General features: G+C 34.6%; 25 protein-coding genes, 1 tRNA gene and 4 pseudogenes. 18 read left to right on the top strand and 12 right to left on the bottom strand.

What is annotated here, in order from left to right; all coding sequences use genetic code 11:
- Positions 1–110: 110 nt before the first annotated feature.
- Both yidD and FJG96_RS06755 read right to left on the bottom strand, forming a co-directional pair.
- Complete coding sequence (yidD, locus tag FJG96_RS06760) at positions 111–461, bottom strand: membrane protein insertion efficiency factor YidD (protein WP_139413298.1); 351 nt, start codon at positions 459–461, stop codon at positions 111–113.
- A complete protein-coding gene (locus FJG96_RS06755; RefSeq protein ID WP_139413297.1) occupies positions 428–889 on the bottom strand; it encodes an iron-sulfur cluster assembly scaffold protein in 462 nt (153 codons plus the stop codon). Before FJG96_RS06755 ends, yidD begins: the two co-directional genes overlap by 34 nt.
- Positions 890–1,014: 125 nt before the next feature.
- On the opposite strand from FJG96_RS06755, the gene folE reads away from it, so the two are divergent.
- The 8 genes and pseudogenes from folE to FJG96_RS09095 all read left to right on the top strand — a co-directional run.
- Positions 1,015–1,638, top strand: coding sequence for a GTP cyclohydrolase I FolE (gene folE / locus FJG96_RS06750; RefSeq protein WP_139413296.1), 624 nt, complete (start codon positions 1,015–1,017; stop codon positions 1,636–1,638).
- A 136-nt stretch (positions 1,639–1,774) separates the two neighbouring features.
- Positions 1,775–1,859: transfer RNA gene (locus FJG96_RS06745), tRNA-Leu, on the top strand.
- Positions 1,860–2,061: 202 nt separating this feature from the next.
- Positions 2,062–3,249 carry an alpha/beta hydrolase gene (locus FJG96_RS06740; protein ID WP_139413295.1) on the top strand — a complete coding sequence of 396 codons (1,188 nt, stop codon included), beginning with the start codon at positions 2,062–2,064 and terminating at the stop codon, positions 3,247–3,249.
- A 134-nt stretch (positions 3,250–3,383) separates the two neighbouring features.
- Positions 3,384–3,878, top strand: coding sequence for a hypothetical protein (locus FJG96_RS06735; protein WP_139413294.1), 495 nt, complete (start codon positions 3,384–3,386; stop codon positions 3,876–3,878).
- A 1,514-nt stretch (positions 3,879–5,392) separates the two neighbouring features.
- Positions 5,393–5,767, top strand: a complete 375-nt coding sequence (locus tag FJG96_RS06730) for an HNH/ENDO VII family nuclease (protein WP_139413293.1) — start codon at positions 5,393–5,395, stop codon at positions 5,765–5,767.
- 208 nt (positions 5,768–5,975) lie between these two features.
- Entirely contained in the window at positions 5,976–6,440 is a 465-nt protein-coding gene (locus FJG96_RS06725; protein WP_139413292.1) for an SMI1/KNR4 family protein, read from the top strand.
- 1,062 nt (positions 6,441–7,502) lie between these two features.
- Positions 7,503–8,068, top strand: a pseudogene (locus tag FJG96_RS09100) (YqaJ viral recombinase family protein).
- Positions 8,069–8,286: 218 nt separating this feature from the next.
- Positions 8,287–8,473, top strand: a pseudogene (locus tag FJG96_RS09095) (helix-turn-helix transcriptional regulator); the annotation flags it as partial.
- 191 nt (positions 8,474–8,664) lie between these two features.
- Here FJG96_RS09095 and FJG96_RS06710 read toward each other — a convergent pair.
- From FJG96_RS06710 to FJG96_RS06670, 9 genes and pseudogenes are all read right to left on the bottom strand, one after another.
- Entirely contained in the window at positions 8,665–9,702 is a 1,038-nt protein-coding gene (locus tag FJG96_RS06710) for a tyrosine-type recombinase/integrase (RefSeq protein ID WP_139413291.1), read from the bottom strand.
- Between the two features lie 6 nt (positions 9,703–9,708).
- Positions 9,709–9,927 carry a hypothetical protein gene (locus FJG96_RS06705; protein ID WP_139413290.1) on the bottom strand — a complete coding sequence of 73 codons (219 nt, stop codon included), beginning with the start codon at positions 9,925–9,927 and terminating at the stop codon, positions 9,709–9,711.
- Positions 9,928–10,056: 129 nt separating this feature from the next.
- Positions 10,057–10,521 (bottom strand): DUF488 domain-containing protein, encoded by a 465-nt coding sequence (locus FJG96_RS06700; protein ID WP_139413289.1) that lies wholly within the window; start codon positions 10,519–10,521, stop codon positions 10,057–10,059.
- Positions 10,522–10,590: 69 nt separating this feature from the next.
- Positions 10,591–10,806, bottom strand: a pseudogene (locus tag FJG96_RS06695) (lambda exonuclease family protein); the annotation flags it as partial.
- Between the two features lie 65 nt (positions 10,807–10,871).
- Complete coding sequence (locus tag FJG96_RS06690) at positions 10,872–11,327, bottom strand: LbetaH domain-containing protein (protein ID WP_139413288.1); 456 nt, start codon at positions 11,325–11,327, stop codon at positions 10,872–10,874.
- A gap of 2 nt (positions 11,328–11,329) precedes the next feature.
- Positions 11,330–11,635 carry a hypothetical protein gene (locus tag FJG96_RS06685; RefSeq protein ID WP_139413287.1) on the bottom strand — a complete coding sequence of 102 codons (306 nt, stop codon included), beginning with the start codon at positions 11,633–11,635 and terminating at the stop codon, positions 11,330–11,332.
- A gap of 14 nt (positions 11,636–11,649) precedes the next feature.
- Positions 11,650–12,084, bottom strand: a complete 435-nt coding sequence (locus FJG96_RS06680) for an LbetaH domain-containing protein (protein WP_139413286.1) — start codon at positions 12,082–12,084, stop codon at positions 11,650–11,652.
- Positions 12,085–12,210: 126 nt separating this feature from the next.
- Positions 12,211–12,576 (bottom strand): hypothetical protein, encoded by a 366-nt coding sequence (locus FJG96_RS06675; protein WP_139413095.1) that lies wholly within the window; start codon positions 12,574–12,576, stop codon positions 12,211–12,213.
- Positions 12,577–12,782: 206 nt separating this feature from the next.
- A complete protein-coding gene (locus FJG96_RS06670; RefSeq protein WP_139413285.1) occupies positions 12,783–13,085 on the bottom strand; it encodes a helix-turn-helix domain-containing protein in 303 nt (100 codons plus the stop codon).
- A gap of 93 nt (positions 13,086–13,178) precedes the next feature.
- Between FJG96_RS06670 and FJG96_RS06665 the strand changes: the two genes are divergently transcribed.
- Genes FJG96_RS06665 through FJG96_RS06655 form a run of 3 tightly spaced genes read left to right on the top strand, consistent with a single transcriptional unit; the run spans position 13,179 to position 14,253 of the window.
- The gene (locus tag FJG96_RS06665; RefSeq protein ID WP_139413284.1) at positions 13,179–13,430 is read left to right on the top strand and encodes a helix-turn-helix domain-containing protein; all 252 of its coding nucleotides are present in this window, start codon (positions 13,179–13,181) and stop codon (positions 13,428–13,430) included.
- 9 nt (positions 13,431–13,439) lie between these two features.
- Positions 13,440–14,042, top strand: coding sequence for a coiled-coil domain-containing protein (locus tag FJG96_RS06660; protein WP_139413283.1), 603 nt, complete (start codon positions 13,440–13,442; stop codon positions 14,040–14,042).
- A gap of 10 nt (positions 14,043–14,052) precedes the next feature.
- On the top strand, positions 14,053–14,253 hold the full coding sequence (locus FJG96_RS06655; protein WP_139413282.1) for a hypothetical protein: 201 nt from the start codon (positions 14,053–14,055) through the stop codon (positions 14,251–14,253).
- 17 nt (positions 14,254–14,270) lie between these two features.
- On the opposite strand, the gene FJG96_RS06650 is transcribed toward FJG96_RS06655, so the two are convergent.
- A complete protein-coding gene (locus FJG96_RS06650; protein ID WP_139413281.1) occupies positions 14,271–14,831 on the bottom strand; it encodes a hypothetical protein in 561 nt (186 codons plus the stop codon).
- A gap of 71 nt (positions 14,832–14,902) precedes the next feature.
- Between FJG96_RS06650 and FJG96_RS06645 the strand changes: the two are divergent.
- The 7 genes and pseudogenes from FJG96_RS06645 to FJG96_RS06615 form a co-directional block, all read left to right on the top strand.
- A pseudogene (locus FJG96_RS06645) lies at positions 14,903–15,100 on the top strand (hypothetical protein); the annotation flags it as partial.
- A 23-nt stretch (positions 15,101–15,123) separates the two neighbouring features.
- Complete coding sequence (locus FJG96_RS06640) at positions 15,124–16,254, top strand: YdaU family protein (RefSeq protein WP_139413280.1); 1,131 nt, start codon at positions 15,124–15,126, stop codon at positions 16,252–16,254.
- Positions 16,214–16,660 (top strand): hypothetical protein, encoded by a 447-nt coding sequence (locus FJG96_RS06635; protein WP_180338246.1) that lies wholly within the window; start codon positions 16,214–16,216, stop codon positions 16,658–16,660. The genes FJG96_RS06640 and FJG96_RS06635 overlap by 41 nt, the downstream gene beginning before the upstream one ends.
- A 202-nt stretch (positions 16,661–16,862) precedes the next feature.
- Positions 16,863–17,294 carry a hypothetical protein gene (locus FJG96_RS06630; RefSeq protein WP_139413279.1) on the top strand — a complete coding sequence of 144 codons (432 nt, stop codon included), beginning with the start codon at positions 16,863–16,865 and terminating at the stop codon, positions 17,292–17,294.
- A 292-nt stretch (positions 17,295–17,586) separates the two neighbouring features.
- Complete coding sequence (locus FJG96_RS06625; RefSeq protein WP_139413278.1) at positions 17,587–17,889, top strand: hypothetical protein; 303 nt, start codon at positions 17,587–17,589, stop codon at positions 17,887–17,889.
- A 50-nt stretch (positions 17,890–17,939) separates the two neighbouring features.
- A complete protein-coding gene (locus tag FJG96_RS06620) occupies positions 17,940–18,674 on the top strand; it encodes a phage antirepressor KilAC domain-containing protein (protein ID WP_139413277.1) in 735 nt (244 codons plus the stop codon).
- A 130-nt stretch (positions 18,675–18,804) separates the two neighbouring features.
- Positions 18,805–20,193, top strand: a complete 1,389-nt coding sequence (locus tag FJG96_RS06615; protein ID WP_139413276.1) for an AAA family ATPase — start codon at positions 18,805–18,807, stop codon at positions 20,191–20,193.
- The last annotated feature ends 142 nt before the right edge of the window (positions 20,194–20,335 follow it).

Below are 20,335 nucleotides of genomic sequence, written 5' to 3'. Positions count from 1 at the left end.
AAACACCCTTTTAATCCAATTCCGCCAACGATTGCGGATGGTTTCGTGAAAACTGAGTAAAAAGCTTATAGATCAACTCTTCTATCAATACATATAAAAAAAGAAAAGGATTATTTGTTGTGTTTTTCAGAAATTTTCCAGTAACGCCAAGGTTTATAAAAACAGCAAGAATTTCCGAGTGAAGGAGGTACTGGATCAAAGCCATCTGTTCCAAAGGGACCACAACGTATGATACGAAAGAGACCCATCCATGCACCAGCCCAAAGCCCATGGCGTGCGATTGCTTCATATATATATTCTGAACAAGTTGGGGCATGGCGACACTGGTTGCCTATAAGACTCGAAAGTGTTATTTGATAGAAACGTATTAAGAAAATGCCCAGTAATCGTCCAGGTGTTTTTTGCCAAGTCCCTGTGTAATTTCGAGTTACTTTTTTTTGTCGAAACTGTGATTTGAGCATTTATTTTCTTCAATTTGTTGAATGCAATCTATCGTCGCATCAAAGGGTAGTAGTGTTGCAGCATGGCGTACTTTATAATTTTTAAGGGGCTGTAAGCAAGAAAAATCCTCAAAGGGAGCTTGAGGAGAAGGGCCATCTTGGGTTAGCATTTGATAGATAACTTTACGTAATATTTTAAGATCTTGTGTTGTTTGTCCGATGATATGAGATGCTAAAAGTGATGCTGAGGCTTGCCCTAATACACATGCGTGTATTTCATGAGCAAAATCTATCACGATATGATCTTCCACTTTTAAATCCACAGTGATTATTGAGCCGCAAGGATGTGCCTGTTTTTTTGATGTTGCATCAGGATTATTAAGACGCCCAATTCTGTCTATATGCGCAGCATATTCAAGTATTTTATCACTATAGATATTGTCACTCATGCGCTATTGCCCGAAATTTTGAGAGACGTGATTGTTTAAACTTTTAATTCGCTTATATAGAGATTATACAAAATGAAATAGGTCTATAGCAAATGTTTTGTATAGAGTAAGGTTGGAGTTTTTGAATGCGTAATGTTGTTAAAGAAGGCGCAGAGGATTCTTTTTTATCTGAAGAAAAGCGTCCGAGTCTTGAAGAGGTGGAAGAAGCGATTCGTACATTACTCTTATGGGTAGGGGAAAATCCAAGGAGAGAAGGGCTTTTAGAGACTCCAAAACGTATAGCCAAGGCATATCGCGAGCTTTTTAATGGTTATCGTCAATCAGTTGAAGAAACCTTAGGAACAGTTTTTGAAGAGGTTTCAGGATACAATGAGTCGGTAACCGTAAAAAATATTCCTTTTTATTCGCACTGTGAACATCATATGATCCCGATTATTGGAAAAGCGCACATAGCCTATCTTCCTGATGCAAAAATTGTTGGCCTTTCAAAAATTGCGCGTATTGTAGATATTTTTTCTCGTCGTTTACAAACACAAGAAGCGATGACAGCACAAGTGGCTCATGCTTTAGAAATGCACTTAAAACCTCGTGGTGTAGCCGTATTGATCGAGGCTGAGCACATGTGTATGGCTATGAGAGGAATCCAAAAACAGGGATCTACAACAATTACGAAGAAATTTCATGGTTATTATGAAAAAGATCACGCTGCACAAGCTCATTTTATGATGATGGTTCAAAGATCATCGTAAAGCCCATATTTTTAGTAATCTTTATTAAGTTATAAATCATCTGGATAAAATAAATTATGGGAAAGAGAAAATTGGCTTGTACCTTTCTTTATGATTTGTTAAAGGCTGAAAACCAAAGTGTTTTGCTTAACCACGTGCGGTCGTGGCGGAATTGGTAGACGCGCAGCGTTGAGGTCGCTGTGGGGCAACCCGTGGAAGTTCGAGTCTTCTCGACCGCACCATTGGCAATTAATTTCTCTGTAAAGAGAAGAATCTTTGCAGAGAGAGGGGATTTATGCGAACTATAGAAAAATCTTTCCCATTATAGAAAAATCTTTCTTTGTGTGTTATTTTTGGGCGTGTTCCTCATAATGTTTCATTTTTTATTCCTTTATCTGTGTATTTGAAATGTTATATTTTTTTATCGGATGGGGTGAAGTTGCAGTGAGAAGTAGAGTGGTTCTAAAGTATTTAACGCTTCTTATTTGTATTTCTTTATTATCAGCATGTAGTGATTCGCGTGCTGTCCTTTGGCATGGGGTGCATGCAACGCCTTCTATGACTGCAGTAGAAAGAGAAGTTGAGGGAAAACCAATTTCTCCAAAAGCCATCGTTCCTGTGTATGTTGCAACAAGTCGTATGATGCAAAATAATTACGCTCAACCTTATGGCTCAGAGCGATCAAATAAAGTACATTATAATCGCGTTGATGTAGGAATTCCTCAGCAACATGTAAAAGGAGTTGTTGAAATAAATCCCTATAAACCTACGCATGATAAATATTTTGCAGCAGTCTCATTGCAAAAATACGATAATAAGGAACAGTTCAAACAACAATTAAATGCTGCTTTAGCAAAAAAGCCAAAAGGAAAAAGAGAGATTTTTCTTTTTATCCATGGATATAATAATAATTTTGCAGATGGTACATTTCGTACGGCGCAGTTCACACATGATTATTCTTTAAATGTTGTTGCTGTGCATTATTCTTGGCCTTCTGCTGGATCAGTTCCTCTTTACATTTATGACCGTGACAGTGCTAATTTTGCCCGTGATGGATTAATAGAGCTCTTGACACTTATTAGTGAAACCAATGCTGATCAGATTTCGGTTATTGCACATTCTATGGGCAATTTTGTTATAATGGAGGCATTTAGAACCTTAGCTCTACAGGGAAAATATAAGCCTATTCGTCGTATTACAAGTTTATTAATGGCTGCACCAGATATTGATATTGATGTATTTGAGCGCCAACTTAATGATATAAAAAAACTTCCACAGCCAACAGCAATTTTAGTATCTAGAGCAGATAAAGCTCTCGCTGTTTCAGGACGTCTTACGGGGGGACATCATCGTGTGGGTGATGGTTCAGACATTGAGATGTTGCGTAAAAATGGAATAGCTGTTCTTGATTTCTCTCATGTGGATGGGGGAGCACACAATGTCTTTGCCTCTTCACCAACATTAATGGCTCTTTCTCGAGAAGGTTCTTTGGCTTCAACAATTATGCAAGGTACGGAATTGTCACCTAGCCAAGCTCTTCTTGCAGATGGTAGTAGTGTGTTAGAAAAAACAACACATCTTATCCTTTATACACCTTTACGTTTTCTCTCTCCACGGATTTCAGGTCGATAGTCAAAAAAGAGGAGCAGAGACTATCGAATAATGTATTGGAGAAATATTTTTTAGCACTTTCTTTAGAATGGCTTTGTAAAATAAAAATAAATAGCGCGATGAGGTGTAAAAAACTGTTATTAGGTGGGTTTGTGATGATTACGTGGAAAAGCTATGCCAATACACCTACGGTTGTTGATTATTTATCTCATTCCGCAATTAAGTTGTTAGAAATTCATGCTATGCTTGTGAAGGTGAGAAAAGGTGATATGGGGGAAAAACCAAATTTATTGCGTCAAATTGATTCTACAAAAAAACAATTAGATGAAATAAGCCATGCTCTTATTTTGGAATATCGTAAACGCCAAGAAAATGAGCGTTTTTTAAAACAAATTTTGCTCTCTATTTCCGACCAACTTTTTTCACTTAATAATGGCTTTAAGGAAACTGGACGTCTTTTCTTTCAAGAAGTTAGAATACTTCAGTCTCAAATGCAATCTTTATATGAGGGGAAGGAAAAGCTGCATTTGTTGAATAGTGAAGAATCTCTTTGTTCTCCATCAAAAATTGATGAAGTCATTAAACAACTACAAAAAGCGCGAGAAAAGCTTATTGTTGAAAGCCCACATCTTTTTAAAAAAGAATGTTAAAGTGAAAAAAACATTTTTCCTTTAATCGTAAACAGTGCATTTAAATTGCTGTTGTTTTTCTCTTTCTTTCGTTTTTACAATATCAGCTCATAGAGTATTCCAAGTGCTATACTAAAGAGAAAAAATATATGAACTATCGGATGTAGAAGAATATCTGATGATTTTAAAGGAGTGAGAGGCAGACGAGATACGTGTTAGTTTACAAGATTTGGCTCTCCTTAATTCAGTTTCTGAAAAATTCAAAATTGATTAGCTAGGCGATTTATCATGACAGAAACTGCAATCGCGCTGTTTTATTTCATAAGTAAATAGTGTTTCATCATTATGGTGTTAACGCTTTGATACAAAAGAAAAAATCAAATAATTACCTTCAAATCTTTGCTCTCGATACTTGTTTTCTTCATTGCTCATTGTGGTATTTTCCCTCGATTATTTCAACTATATAACGCTCAAAGCGGTAGAAGAGATTTACACAGATTCTCTTGCTGAAATGGATGGATGCAAACAGATTTGTTCAGATATTTTTGAGTGAACTCATAGCCAAAATATAAATCAAATCATATGATTATGCTTATTTGTTTACACAGACAGTGAACTTGATCTTGTAATGCATCATCTTGTTTCTCTTATTCTAATTTGGATGTTGAAAAGCTTAAATTTTACAAAGAGTGCTTTAACAAGAACTGCCTAGGTTTTATGGAAGGTATCGTGGAATACATAATAAAGATGCTTTTACTTTCGCTTGGCATTATCGAACTGTTTTTTTCAAAACGCTTCAATTTTTTTCATTGTTTCTCCAACAATATTTATCACTCCTAAAACAGTATCTGTTGATGTGACAGGCGGGATGAAACGGATTATAATATTGACTATGGAGAATATAACAGCACTTTTAAGCTGGTCGGTTAATAAAATTGATTGGGGGTGAGTATATGGCACGCTATTAATTGGTTGAATAACAGTGAAGTTGCCAAAAATTGCTTACAATGTAATAACTACTTTTTAATTAGTATCTATTTTTACTGCTGCTTGTAAAGTGATTGATCTTGCGCATTTTGAATATTTATCCGATTAGGAACTTAATTTTTAGGCAAATAGTTTAGAAATGTTTGAATCAGAAGTGGGGAAAAAGTGCTTTAAATAGGTTCTTGATGATGTTTCAGAATAAGCAGTCAAAAAGATTGATTTTGCATAAGTAGAGTTATGCTTTATTTCGTGTTCCTACACTAGTTTTATTAGGCTATTTTGAAACCTTAAAATTTTATCATAACTTCTTTGAAGCGGGGAGTTATCTAGATTTTAATAACAGTATCCAACAGATTTATCTTGAAAGCGCACTTACTTTAGCTAAAGAAGTGATAAAACTAAATAAATCAACACCACTTTGATTGAGAAGGGGGAGGGGGACACTCAATTAAAATATTTTAGTGGAAAGTTGTGGTGTTCTTTCAAAAAACTTAAGTCTATTAAAAAAATCCATAATTATTTGGGTTGAACTGAGGGGATTATAGATTATGAAATGGATGAAGAAAAGAAAGCGTGAGTTGACTGAGCTTTTTGAATTTAAAGGTAAAAAGGTTTATCAGGAAGATAAGCTTTTTGAGCCTGAAGCGATTTCTTCTTGGAAAGAAAAAGGACAAATAGTAAATGGTACAAATGTTGAGAGAATGGCGTCAGGAAGAGCCCCTATTGGCGTCGATTGCAGGCCTATAATGTTGTATCCTGTAACACAAGAACAAAATGACTCTATAGTGGAGGTTCTTTACTCCTTCTATCAAGAGAAGAACTCTGTTACTTATATTCATCCAAATACAAATTTTATCCGAAAAGTGTTCTGTTGGGTTTCTCAAAAAATTCTTTCTAAAAAGCAAGAAGAAAAAAGTGATTAATGCCAATATTGAAAGCATGGCATCAAGATAACTTTCTATTGTAGCTGATAATCAAGCTGTTGTTTTTTATCATATGCTGCAGGTGTGAAAATTAGAGCTCTTTTATTTTATTAATCTAAATCCAATACTATTCGATATCAGTAATTAGTATTTGATTAATAGAAACATTAATAAGCAAGGACTTTCTACAATTTAGGGAGCATAATTTATGGACAATTTCACATTATTTGACGTTGCACAATTCGTTGAGGTGCATAGTCATGTTATCAATTTTGGTACTGCGGATAATGCGGTTGATGATATGATGATTAAAAAAGCTGAAGAAATTCTTGGTCTGCAATTCACATCCTCCTATAAGAGTTTTTTGAAAAATTATGGAGGAGGAGAAATTGGGGGTGAAGAAATATTCAGTATTTATGAGAACTGTGCGGGTATTCCTTCTGGTGATATTGTTTACCGAAATTTACTCGATAGAAGAGATGGATTTATAAAGCCAAATCAGCTTATTGTTTGCACAACTGATTTTGGTGAAATGTTTTATTTTGATTATACTCAATTTCAAGATGGCGAATGCCCACTCTATCTCAGGTTTTCTTCTGAAGATTACCAGTATTACGCAAGTAATTTTTATGAATTCCTCTACAAAAGAATTAAGGAATATACGGGAGAATAGTCTTTTATAGCGGTTTTGCTTTTGAAATATAATGCTAAACCGTCCATCTTTCCTGAATAGTGTGTAAAAAATGAGCCTTTTAACCGAGATGCAGACCAAGTCTATTAAAAATTCTAAACTTATAAAAACAAGAATGCCAAATCTGTGAAAATGTGAAATAGCAACAAAATTTCTGAAATTATGTGTATCAAAAAAACTCTGTCTTCGGTTGACTGAGATAAAATAACAAAAGCTGTTTTTTTAAAGATAAATACGCTATGAAAGAAGGAATAAAGAAAACCGCAGTAATTAAATTAACATTGATAAATAGAAAACTAGTATGCCTTCGTATTAGCAAAAGATTTAATCATATAATAAAAAAGTCGAAAGATTAAAAAACTATCAAAATATTTTAGATGTTATAAATTAATTAAGAACTTATTATAGGAGGGAAGAGAAATGACAGGTTCAGAAATATTAGATGCCGTGTATGTGATATCAATGATAGTTATATCTCTCTTAACTGTAGCGTTTTGTTTACCAGCTGCTTTTTGATTTTTATTAATAGTTTATGGATCATATGCAATTACACATTTTTGAAAAAAATCTAATGTGAGCAGTGTTCCAACTAAGTATTAAGCTCATGACAGATTGCTGTTGCCCAAAAAAAGATCTTTTCAAATTTCTTTCTTATACACAATTATCAATTGTACGTAAGAGTCTTCGTACAATTGATATATTTGTATGTATACCTTCTGCATTTTCCTTTATTTTAAATAAAAGGAACTTGTATTAAAAAAACTCTTACTGACAAATCTTTTTTAACAACTTCCTGTTGTATTATTTCCTCAAAGTTTTAAAAGAATAGGTACTATATCCACCTCTTCCCACTAAAATTGTAAGGCTTTGGTTGCATTTATGATAAGATTTTCATTTTTATGGATAAGAGCAAATAAACGCACTTATACAAGATACCGAATATGTTCATATCCAATATCAATCAAATAACAAGCGGCGGTGTGAGATGGAACAAAGAATACAGAATGTTTTCAAGACCGTTTAGACAAATTCACTGCATCAAGCATTTAACGTAATTAGTAAAACAGAAAAGGGAATGCTTACAAATATGAGGAATATACTCAATTAAGCTTATGACAGAGCGTTTAACAGGAAAAACGACCCCATATATATAACGCCCACTATGCAATGGAGTATTGAACATGAAGAGAATGTCTTGAGAGAGTATACATTCATTTATGATATAGAGGTCAAGAAGTGCGATTTCATCTAATATCCCACAATGGAAATAATTAGTGCAACCCTTGATGCATTTGTTGGTGAAGGCGGTTTAGTTGGAGTCAAATGTCCGCAAATTAATCCCACACCATCTACGCTTCTTTATAGATAGCAATATTAAGTCTGGATATAGCGTCGGGCAAAATGCAATTCCAAATGGCTTGTACAGGGCATAAATGGTGTAATTTTATCAGTTATGATCTGTGTTTGCGAGAAAAGCGTATTATTTATGTATAAAAATCAAAAACATCCACCGTAATGGAAAACAAATTGAACAAATTAATCAAGTTGTTGAAGTCTTTTTAGAGGAAATAGAGCAAGCTATGAAGAAGGTTTCGACAAAAACAACATGAAGTTATGGGGTGCTTTCTCCTCCCAGAACCTGCGCTCTTTCTTATAAGAAAATTAAACGCATCTAACATCAGACATACTATGATATATCCTGCTAAAGATAAAAAATTTTGCTTTTTTATTTTTGAATATAAAGAAAAACCCCTCGAGAATTATCTTGATTGTCTCATGGGAAATAATATCAAAACTTTATGTGTCGTTCGTAAAAATCTAATAAGCAGATAGATATGTAACACCCCGTGAATCTGCACAGTTCTTTGGTGTATTCATAATAAAGACTCGCAATTGGGCGGCTTCAAGGAGTATTTCCAGAGCCATATAAACTAGGGAGAGCCGTAAGGTGAAGAAGAAAAGAGATTCTAGCCTTTATTCCAAAGAAAAATACGGAGCAAATAACAACAAATTAGGGTAAATTGTATAAACCGTAGAAGGTGGTCTTAAAATGATTGTTTAAAGAAAAAATCTATATATTTCAAAGTGCTAAAAACATAAAATGGTGCCCCAGAGATTAGACAGAACACAAATAAAATCAATATGTTACTGTAATAGTAAGGGAATAATTGAGTCTTGATTCTATTATGTTTTTTTGCTTCTATCCCTAACTTTTTTGGAGCTTTTTTATGGCTTCAAGAGCTAGTCTTTTACGGTCTGCGCTCTTGGTATAAAGAGATGCCATTTGGTCTTCTGTCCAGCCAAAAATTGCCTTGAGTTGTGAGACAGTTGCACCAGAGTTAGCTGCGCGTGTTGCTGCTAATTTTCTCAAACCGTGTGCTGATTTTTTAATTCCAGCCGCATTACAAGCGTCTCGAAATGTATTGCCAAAGCTTTCTTTTGTGAACTTTTGATTAATTTTACTACAGATGAATGTTTCATCACCAATAGGACCAGCTTCAAGGGTTTTGGCTAGTTCTGGTAAAATAGGAAGAAAAACATCTGTTTGAAATTTGCTTTTCTCTGTTTTGAGATGAATAATATTATCTCTTACATCTTTCCAGCCAATACGAACCGCATCACCACGACGTAATCCCGTATATAAGAGAATATCAATCCAGACGCGTTCATGGGTACCATGATGCCATTTTTGATAATATTTCTCAACATCTTCTTCTGTCCAAGCAGGAAAGCCTTCTTTGTTTTTGAGAGGAGGTCTCTTAACACCTACTGTTGGATTACTTTCCAAAAGACCTTGTTCAATCGCCCAATTAAAAAGTCCATTAAGGGCTTTCAAAAAATTCCTAGCTGTTGCTGGTGTATCTTTACGCCGTTCCACACCGGCTATAATATGTTTCTTATCAATTGCTTGGTATGGAATGTTTCCTATTGTATCGCATACCTTCATAAGAATGAGTTCTCTTTGTTTTTTCGTGGCTTTAGCAAGGCTACACCAATTGATGCTGTTAAAATACTGTTTAAGCAGCCATGCGAATGAACCTTCAATTAGTTTGCCGGTTTTAGGTTTTGGAGGGATTATGCCTTGTAATTCAGCAAGTGCGCTTTTGTAGTTATCAACAAATTCTTGTGTTCCATAGGTTCCATGCACTCTACGACGTGGTCCATGACCAATGCGTACATACCATATAACTCTACCATGACGTGTGACTTCTTTGACAAGATGAGGAGGGCGTGGTTTAGGCATGGTATTTTACATCTTCGAGAGCTTCTCTTCGTAATATTCATTCTTTGACAAATCTAAAAGTTTGTCTGGGTGTGTTGTTGATTTTGGTATTGGGATATTGGATTTAAGATAGATAAGCAGTTCACCGGTGGGCTTTATTTCTATGAGTTCACACCCTTGTTTTTTTGCTTCTCTTAAAGCGCGCGCAATAGCTGGTTGTGTTATGGTAGCAGGACGAGGCGCCATTTTTTCTCCTTACATTTAAGATGCAATTCACTCGTGTCGTGAATCACGAATTGATTAAAAATTGTTAGGAAAGGGTGGAGATAGAGGTGTTATAGAACACCTTCATTTTTTAAAGTTGTAAGTTATTTATTAGATGTGTTTAATTTCATATTTCCAATTTGTTAGTTGTGTAAGAGCCTTCGTAATTTCTCCCCGATGACACATGCACACATCAGATTCAAAGCAAGTAATTGCAACATATTTTTTATCTAAAAAAAGCTGGTATAATTTTTCTATTGCATGAAGATTATCCCTAAGAGTTGTATTTTGGTAATTTTTAAAAAGATGTTCATAATCTTCTCGTGTTTTCAGATTGCGTCTTTTTTCAGAGGCGATTCCAAGTTCAGGCAAGTGTATATATTCAATGCCAATGTTGCTTACAGCTTTATCTAATTGTCTTTTTGAAAAACCATGTTTTCTACTTATTGGATTTTTACGAACATCACACAAAACTTTGATATTATTTTCTATAAGACAATTCAGATAATGGTCTAATGATTTTCCTTCATAACCAATGGTAAAAAAACAAGGCTTCTCATCTTTGGTATTACACATGTTTAATTTCCTTATATGGGTGGGGGGCTATAAAATATGCTAGAACCTAAAACAAAGCCCCCCAAAAGTTCAGGCGGCTTTAGTTGAGATTCTTTGTATCTCTCGTTCTATTTCTGCTAAAAAGCTTTCAACCGCTTGATTAATCTCTTCAATTTTCTTTTCATCACGGTGGATGCGTTTGATTTTCATACGAAAGAGAGATGAATCGCCCGTAAAACGTGGGTCATAACTGATAAAATCACACCATTTGCGCCCCGTACAAGCCATTTGGAATTGCATTTGTGCGNCTTACATTTACGTGCAACTCACCCGTGGCGTGAATCACGCATGTGTTAAAGTTGTTTGGTTTGCTAGAAAGGAATGATATCCTTTTTTGAAGAACCGCCGTTTTGGGCTGTCATAGTTTTTTTACAAGCTTTTGAATTATCATAAATTTTTGTATTGCCATAAATTCTTGAATCGGCATAAATAATGACATCTCCATAAATTTGTGTGTGTCCAAAAATATCACCACCATCTATTTTGGCGTTATTATAAATTTTGGCATTGCCAAAAACCTCGGCAGAATAACGAACTTGTGCGTTATCATAAACCTTAGCACTATCGTAAATCTTGGCACAGCAATACGCTTTGGCATCATTATAAATCCAACAATCGTTTTCATGGCTTAAATTATCTTCATCTTCTATGAAACCGCCAAGATCACCTTTTTTGACATATCCAAAGTCTCTTAAGGCGCGTATACGGTGTAAAGTGTGACCATAAACCTCGATTATCTCATCAGTAAGTTCGTATTTCTTTTCCATGATTATTCCTCCTCCATTAAAAGAGGGTCCATTATGGATATTTTTGTATTTCCAGTTATTTCGGCGTCACCAAAAATCCTTGCGTCACCAAAAACCTTAGCATTTCCAAAAACATATCCACTGTCAAAGGGTCTATGCGAACCCGCTACCCAACAATTGCCCTCATGGCTTAGGTTGTCTTCATTTTCAATAAATCCACCTAGATCACCTTTTTTAACATCTCCAAAGTCTCTCAATGCTCTAATTCGGTGAAGTGTTTTTCTACCAACTTTGATTGTCTCATCAATAAGTTCGTACTTCTTTTCCATGATTACCCCCTACCTTAAACAGTGTCGTTTTCGGATTCTTCTGTATTTCCAGTTACTTGTGCATCACCATAAATACAGTTGTTGCCATAAACTTCGGCATTCCCCAAAATACTAGCTTTGTCGTAAATCTTCGTATTACCGGAAACATTTGCTTTACCGAAAACTCGCGCATTGCCATAAATATTGGCATTGCCAAAAACTTTGGCATTGCTATAAACCCATGCATTTTCATAAACCAAGGCATCACCAAAAATCTGTGCATGACCATAAACACGAGCATTATCACCAATCCAGCAATTGCCTTCATGGGATAGGTTATCTTCTTTTTCTATAAAACCGCCGATATCACCAGCTTTAACATCTCCAAAATCTCTCAATGCTCTAATTCTATGAAGTTTCTTAAAGCTAGGTTGAATTTTCTCATCAGTAAGTTCGTATTTTTTTTCCATGATTTATTTCCTTTAAGTTAGAGTATTCCTTTGTCGCTCTTGAAAAGAACGGCATTGGTTTGTGTTGTAATTTTTTTGAAAAAGGGGGGCTCTTAGAAACGCCCTTCATAGTTTTTAAAGCACATCTCAAGGATAACGGTGCTGTTCTTCATAAGTACCGTACCTTTTATCTTCACATTCACGCCGTTTGATATCATCTAAGAAAAAACCGTATGCGGAGCTATGTAGAACAAAATCATGGGTGATATCTTCTTCAAAAAGCTCTTCTTCATACTTTTTAAGGTATAATTCAGCGGTATCTTCAGAGATATCTTCGCACCGGTTATTTGTTGGTTCTATACGGAAGATTTGCACCGCATTATCGGCTTGGTCGATAAAGTTGATGATTTCCTTTTCTTCAAAGAAAGGTCCATATTTCGCGAGATTTTGCTCTTCATCTTCACAGACAACTAATAAAATTTCATGAGAATTTATAAGCACTGGTTTGTTCACAACTACCTCCATAGAGCCTATTGGCAACGGTTGGTTTTTAAGATATGGGATATTTTGATACCAAAATGGTAATATAAAGTCAATACCAAAATGGTTATTTTTTTATTTTATATTTTTATGAGTAGAAAAAATGGATGAAAAACGGTCAATTAATACGCAAATATTAGAACTATGGAATAAATTGACAGAAGATGAAAAAAGAGAGTTTATTCTTTTTTATCTTGATAAAATGAAGAAAGGAGATCAAGAAGTTTAACCTTATTATCGTAGCTTAGATGCTCTAACATATCTTCAATTTGTTCATCTAAGCTATTAAGCTTGCTTCCCGAAAATAACAGTTGTTTAGGGGTAATTTTTAAGTGTGGTGCTAAACGTATAGCCCATTCTTTTGTTAATTTTCGTTGCCCATTTTCTAAACGAAAAATTTGCGGCTGACTAGTTCCTACTAGCTCGGCTAATTCTTTTGAAGTTAAGCCTACTTTTTGTCTGAAAAATTTCAAATTATTCATGATTCTTATCCTAATTAAAAAAAAATATCCTTTCAAATTCCAATATGGTAAAAATTGCTTGTGTTAAAAATACCGATATGGTACAAAAAGAGAATGTCTAAGCTAAAACTATATTTATCAAAGAATAATATTACTTATGCCGAGTTTGCGATTTTGGTAGGTGTTACGCAAGCATCTGTAGCACGCTATGTAAATAAGAAGCGATTTCCGCATCCTAAGATAATACAAAAGATAGCAGAAGTTACCGATAATTACATAAGTCTTAGCGATTGGTATCAAGAGAATTTTCCTTCAATTTCTAAAAGCAGCGGTGTTGAGAACACCGGCGAGACTTTGCAGCCTTAGGAGATCAAAATGAGTTTAAATGAAATTTTATCAATAGCAATTTTTGCAATGTTACTTATCGATGTCGTGATGTTGGGTTTTGCTTTGTATTATCGCAACCAAGTTAAGGCGCTTAAAGAGGAGATTCAATCTCTTAGGGAAAGAATTAAAAAAATAAATACTGATTTTATATTAGGGGATAGGAATATAATTTATGAGTGTGATGGGGATATACGAAAGTATGATGCATACATTGCGAGATTGGAACAAAAAATAGAAGAGTATGACGAAACGTTTCAACAGAAAAACGAAATTATAGATGACTTAAAAGCAAAAATTCAATCGCGTGATGAGGAAATTGAGAAGCTTAAAGAAGAGCATAAAGAAGCGCTTAAACGGAAACATATAGCTCTATACCGGAAATTCGAAGAAGTTAAATCCCTTAAGAAAGAAATAGAGACGCTTAAAGATGAGCATAAAGAAGCGCTTGAACAGAAAGACATAGCTCTACGCTATCAATTTGAAGAAAATATATCTCTTAATAAAATGATTGAAAAGCTTACACAAGAGCTTAAGCAGCGTGATGCATCTGTAAAAGAAAAGTCTCAGAAGAATAAGAAGAAAAGTAAGTGAGGTGAGAGAGATGAGTACAGCAGCAACAGTCCTTTCTATAACGACCAATCTGTTTTTACTCTTTGAGGTTTACCGCTATTTTAAACAGTCAGGAGAGCTTACAGATGAGGTAATTAAACAAAAAAGGATAATATGGGATCTAGAGGATAAACTTAGGAAGAAAGAAGATGGACTTAGGGAGATAAGAAATAGGTCCAAAAAGAAGCTCTAATTGTTTTATTTTTGGTTCTATACATTATTACAATAGGAACCAAGATAAAAATTAGCTTTGAGTGTTTTGGTCGGGTAATTTGGAGAAGTATGTTCTACAATGATATTTATAGGCTGTATTTTAGATGGATTGCACATTGCAAAAATGAGTAAAAATGTTAGTTCACTTTCACCCTTGATACTAAATAGATCATACCACTCATTTTGGATTGGGTTTAGTTCAGGAGTTATCAAGTTGATGTGTTTTTCTTGGGTTTTAATGAAGATGTCTTCTGTTTGTTTGTGCAATTCTAGGTTGGATTTAAGATATGAAACATGAACAAATTCAAAGGAGGTCTTTTTATCTATCCATATATGGTTCAGTTTAATCATCTGTTTTGTAGGATTATAGAAGGTAACTTGTAAATGAACCAGCCGTCGTGAGGTTACTCTTAGAACGCTTTTTTTTGACGGAATAACGCTATGATATTCTGGTTGAGGAATAGGTCTCAGTTCCAATTTGGCTCCTAATATTCGTTCTTCTCGCTCTTTATACTTAATATAAACCGAAAAAATTGTGCGAACAAGATTAAGAGGCATTTATTCTCCTATTTCTGAAATAATTACTGCTGAGTTCTTTTTATAAAACACGTTATGTACGGAGTGGTGCGGTGAATAACACGATTCTTTGTTTTGATCTAGGGACGAAGACGGGGTGGGCGATGTGTGGAGGGAGAGGTGACATATTTAGTGGCACCGTTGATTTTAAATCACGCCGTTTTGAAGGCGGTGGGATGCGTTATTTACGCTTTAAGAGATGGCTTACAGAGATAAAGCATACAGCAGGTAACATTAGCGATTTTACATTTAGTTAAAGAAAGGGAGAGTAGGCATGTCTAATGGGATGCCATGGATAAGATTCCACTTGTATGACTGGATAAGTGGTACAAATGGAATGACATCTGAACAACGGGGGATTTATATAACCCTTCTTGTTCTTATGTATGAAAAAAAAGCACCACTTAAAACAGACTTTCAAACGCTTGCACGCGTTTGTCATTGTTCACAAAAAAAATTCTCAACGACTGTCGAGTATCTCATAAGGAATGATAAACTTATTGAGACAGATGATGGATTATGGAATACGCGTGTTGAAGAAGAGCTAAAAGATTTTTCGGATAAAAAGGATCACATATCACAAGTTCGTAGTGAAGCTGGTAAAAAAGGTGCACAAGCGAAAAGTAATATAAAACAACACGTTGATAATTTTGCTGAAGCAAACGTTAAGCAAAATAATGATTTTGCTGAAGCAAAAATTAAGCAAAACGTTTTTTTTGCTGAAGCAAACGACAAGCAAAATCAAGCTATAAAGAATAAGAATAATATATATAAAAAAAATAAAACTATCGTTTTATCAAAAAAAGAAACTGAGTTTGAAGATTTAGAAACAAACGATTTGGTTGACGAGCCAATCGAGTGTGATGATGTTGATAGCCAATCAGAGCTAATCGAAACGATAGAAACAAACCAACCACCCATTCACGAGCAAGAAAGCGTTCCGAAAAAAGCAAAAAAAGCGAAAACTAATCGAGAGTGTCGATTGCCTGCTGATTTCGAACCTAATTTGCAATACGCAATCGATCAAGGGTTAACGCATGAGGAAGCGTTATTAGAGTTCAAAAGATTTAAACTTCATTGGCAAGATAATCCAAATCGAAATGCTAAAAAAAGTGATTGGCAAAAGGCTTGGTACAAGTGGATTACACACCCAGAATATGGATTTTTAGCCAAGAAAAAGGAAAAATTAGAAAGGGAAAAACAATATGGAAAACAAACCAATTTTCAAACAGAACAACAGCGCGGCCGGAGTTATCGAGTTGCACAGCTCATGTCCAATATCAAAAATTCAGATAGTGCTTACAGATTTTTATTCGAGGATGACAACACAACCACCATTCCATTGGAAAACGGAGCAAAAGCCATTGAGTGCAGAAGCGGAGAGAGTTACAGCATTGGTTACTGATGCGTTGCAAAAGCTTGAAAAAAAAGCGACGGAAGAAGAAATCCAAACAGCGTATCTTGTCCTTTCAAATGGTCTCAAAAGCCCCATGGGATCAGATGAGAAAGCAACAGCACTTGCGTATTTTTACGCTCTTAACGGCATAAGCAGTTGGATATTGCAAACAGCGACAAAGAACGCTTTGAAAGGCAAAGCAGAGGGTTTAAATGCGACCTTTATGCCCTCAACAGCAGATTTTTATCGTTACTGCGAAAAGCTTGAAAATGGTATTCGTTTGCAAGCTAATCGCATTCTTAAGAACCTTCAAAAGCCAGAAATCAAGAGCAAAAATCAAGAGGTGACGATATCATCAGAACGCATTGAAAAGCGTTCAAAAGAACTTGAAGAAGTTTTAAAGGGCATTGAGTGAAAAACAGCAAAATAGTGAAAAGTGCTGATTGTTTTGAGAATAGATATGGGTTTAAACAGCTAAAAAAGTACCGTACAGAGCGATTTTAGATTTTTATGATTAAAAACCACATTGAAAATAAAAACGCTACTGTACGGTCCAATATGAGGCAAATAAACCCATAGGTAAAGTTATGGATTTAGACTAGGGGATATTAAATCAAATGTTTTTAAGAAATCGTAAATCAAGACAGCAAAAGAAATTTATTGCAACGGCGGTTGGATATGCACCATGGGGATTGGGGGTAGCAGAGTATTTTTATAACCTTTACGAATATGGTGATGGTATGAGGGAATATGAAGAATTTGAAGGTGGTCAGTATCATGAGACGCCTGCGAATGTAGATTACAGCACAAAGGCGCAAGTGAAAGCGTGGATATACGGTGGTAAGTTACCAAAAAGCGTATTGAATTTTGAAGCATTAATAGACGAGGTAAATGTGCAAATCAAAAAACGTACAAAAGATGATCAGTTGATTAGTGAGATAACGAATGATTTGAAGAGAGGTTATCCATTGTCTTGTGATGAGATGGACAGAGAGCTAGAAAAAGCGCTCGATATTCAATTAGGTAAGCATCAAAATGAAAAAAGTTAAAAAAATAAAAATACGTATTGACTTTAAGAGAGGGTTCGTTTAGAAAAGCGTCAAGTGTGTAGAAACACTTAGTGATAAGCGGATAAACCACGATAAGGTTTTTCCCATTTTTTAAAATACTGGCTGTTTTTTATGCTTTAGATAGCGTATAACGATTTTGCCGGGTGTGGTTATGCCATACAAGACCCTTTCGAGGGAAAAGCATACAGCGGACTTATCACCGTGTTTCTAGCGCCCGGCGCCCTTATAGGGTCGTCAATAGAAACCTTTTTTTGATAAGAAAGAATTTATCATGACAAAAAACGAAATTAGCATCACTACCGATTTCTTATGTGATTTGTGGATGGCAGTGTTTAAAGAAGTTAACACTGACTATACTGAGGGTGAATATCATGTTTCTTTAGTAGAGCTTATGGCAGATTTAGAAAAGGTTTTGGTTTTAAAATTACAAAACGAAATGCCTAATATTGCAAAAATCTTAGCAATCATTACAGAGTTTGGTCAATCTGAACCAATTAAATCAATAGCTCCATTATTGGAAGCTTATACTCCTATTTTGAATGAAAAATATCATCAGTCATTAAAAGCAGCATAAATAACGGCGTGGGGGGCGCCTGCTTTTTAACTTTTGTAGGGAAAAGAAAAATGTCGCAATATTTAATAGATATTGATCAAACTGAAATTAACGATGAATTAGTTCAAACAGTGAACGCACGTGATTTGCATGCGTTTTTAGAGATAAAATCTGAATTTAGAAATTGGATAAAAAATCGCATTAAAGAGTGTAAATTTCGTGAAAATATAGATTTTGTAACCGCGGTAAATTTTTACCGGGGTGCACAAATGAAAGAATACCACATTACCCTAGACATGGCAAAACACCTTTCAATGATAGAGCGTAATGATAAAGGGCATGAAGCAAGAGAATACTTTATCGAATGCGAACGGCGTGCAAAGCAAGCAGTAACATCACAACAAATCGATTATTCAAGCCCACAAGCTATGATTGGCTTTTTGAATTACTTGCAAGGTCAAATAGAGCAAAAAGATCATGTCATTGCAGAATTAAAACCAAAAGCAATAGCTCTTGATGGTCTAACGCGATCCGATGGCTTGTTTGGTATTATAGATGCTGCGAAAATATTAGAAGTAAGACCTAAGGATTTATCAGATTACCTAAGAAGATATGGTTGGGTTTACAAAAGAGTATCAACTGGTCCATTATTACCATATCAAGATAAAATCCAAAAAGGTTTAATGGATTGCACGACCATTACTATTCAAAAAAATGATGGTACAGAAAAAACAGTACCGTCAACAAAAATAACAACAAAAGGATTGGCTTTATTAAGAGAGCAAATCCATGGAAATATGCAATAATTAAAAAACAGGGCGGGGGGCTGGTTTATAGCAAAAAAGAAAGCCGCGTCCTTTAAAGAACACGGCTTTTATTATAATATACAAGACACAATTATAAGGCGCTGTTTTTAGGATATCAACGGAGATTATTATGATATTCACTTCATTTGAATTAGAAAATTTTAAAGGGATAGGAGAGCCTCTAAAAATAGACTTGTCAGGAGGAAATAGAAGTTTTCCTTTTATTCTGGTGGGAAATAATGAATCTGGTAAAACAACAACTTTGCAGGGGATTCATCTCTTGTCACAGCTATGTTTAGGAAAGGAATTAACAAACGAAGATTTTGCTTCTATACGTCCTAAAATAGCTTTTTTTGATGAAGATATTGTTTTAGCTACCACAATTTCATTGGAAGAAGCGGAAATTGAAGAATTAGCTAAGATTAAAGCGCTAAAAAAAATCAAAGATGATGTCTTTGAAAACAATCAGATATTACATTTATCTTTTGTATATTCATTTGCTAATAGTATTTGCATGAAAAAATTTGTAAAGATCAACGATAAAGAATATGGAGATGAAATAGTAGTAGCGTTTTTAAATTACTTAAAAGATTATATTCCTGAAATTGTCTATTATGATGATTTTATGTTTGATGTGCCTGATAAAATTAGATTTTTAAAAAGTGCAGCTCAAGAATCAAAGGAAGATAGTTTTTTAAGTGATAAAAAAAATCTTTTATGGCATGATATTTTTAATGATCTACTAATTGGTAGCCGTAAACAGCAATCTGGTAAAGAATTCAAAAACGATATTAATTTTCAACGTGATATCGTTGATTGTAGTGATGAAGATGCGGTCGAACAACGTCTGTCTTCTATAAATGATTATCTTAACACTGTTATTACAAAAGATTGGGAAGACATAACGGGAGGAAAAACCGTATTCGATCGATTTAGCATAGAAAAAGTGATAGGATACAATCCTAACTTTGCAGATTTTTGTTTAAAAGTCAAAGCTAAAGATCGCACTTTTTCTTTACATGAAAGAAGCAAAGGATGCCGTTGGTTTTTTTGCTTTAAAGTGCTTACAGATATTCGTACCAATAGAAGCAAAAATGGAATAATTTTCTTATTAGATGAACCAGCAAGCAACCTACATATCCACCCTCAAGAAAAAATATTACAATCTTTACAGAAATTATCATCTTTTGAGAAGAATAGTGTGATTTATTCTACACATTCTCCTTATTTAATTGAAGGAAATCAAGTAGATAACTTATTTATTGTCCGCAATGAAGCATCTGATTGCGATGACCCTAAAATTCTATGTAGCAAAATTACTCAGTTAGACAAAGGGGGGGAAGAATTACTGAGATCAGTTGAACCCATTTTACATAATGTTATAACAACTCAAATTAAGTATTTTGGTAAAAACTGGAAAGAAAGAATTCAAAAAATTTATAATTTTACTAAAGAAACAGGTGTTGCTGCTGACTCTATTCAAAAAATTGCTAATTTATTACAATTATTTTCTAATTAGCCATTAAAAGAAAGCCGCGTCCTTTGAAGACACGGCTTTTGATTCCAAAACCAATCCAAAACTACTTTTTGATAGATACAAACAAAAAGAGGAAAATACCTTCTTATTACACAAAACGTGCAAAATCGCAAGCCTTAATACA

The sequence above is a fragment of the Bartonella mastomydis genome (genome assembly GCF_900185775.1).
GTDB lineage: Bacteria > Pseudomonadota > Alphaproteobacteria > Rhizobiales > Rhizobiaceae > Bartonella > Bartonella elizabethae.
Note: the sequence above shows the minus strand (reverse complement) of the source record. Positions and strands in the feature narration are given on the sequence as shown.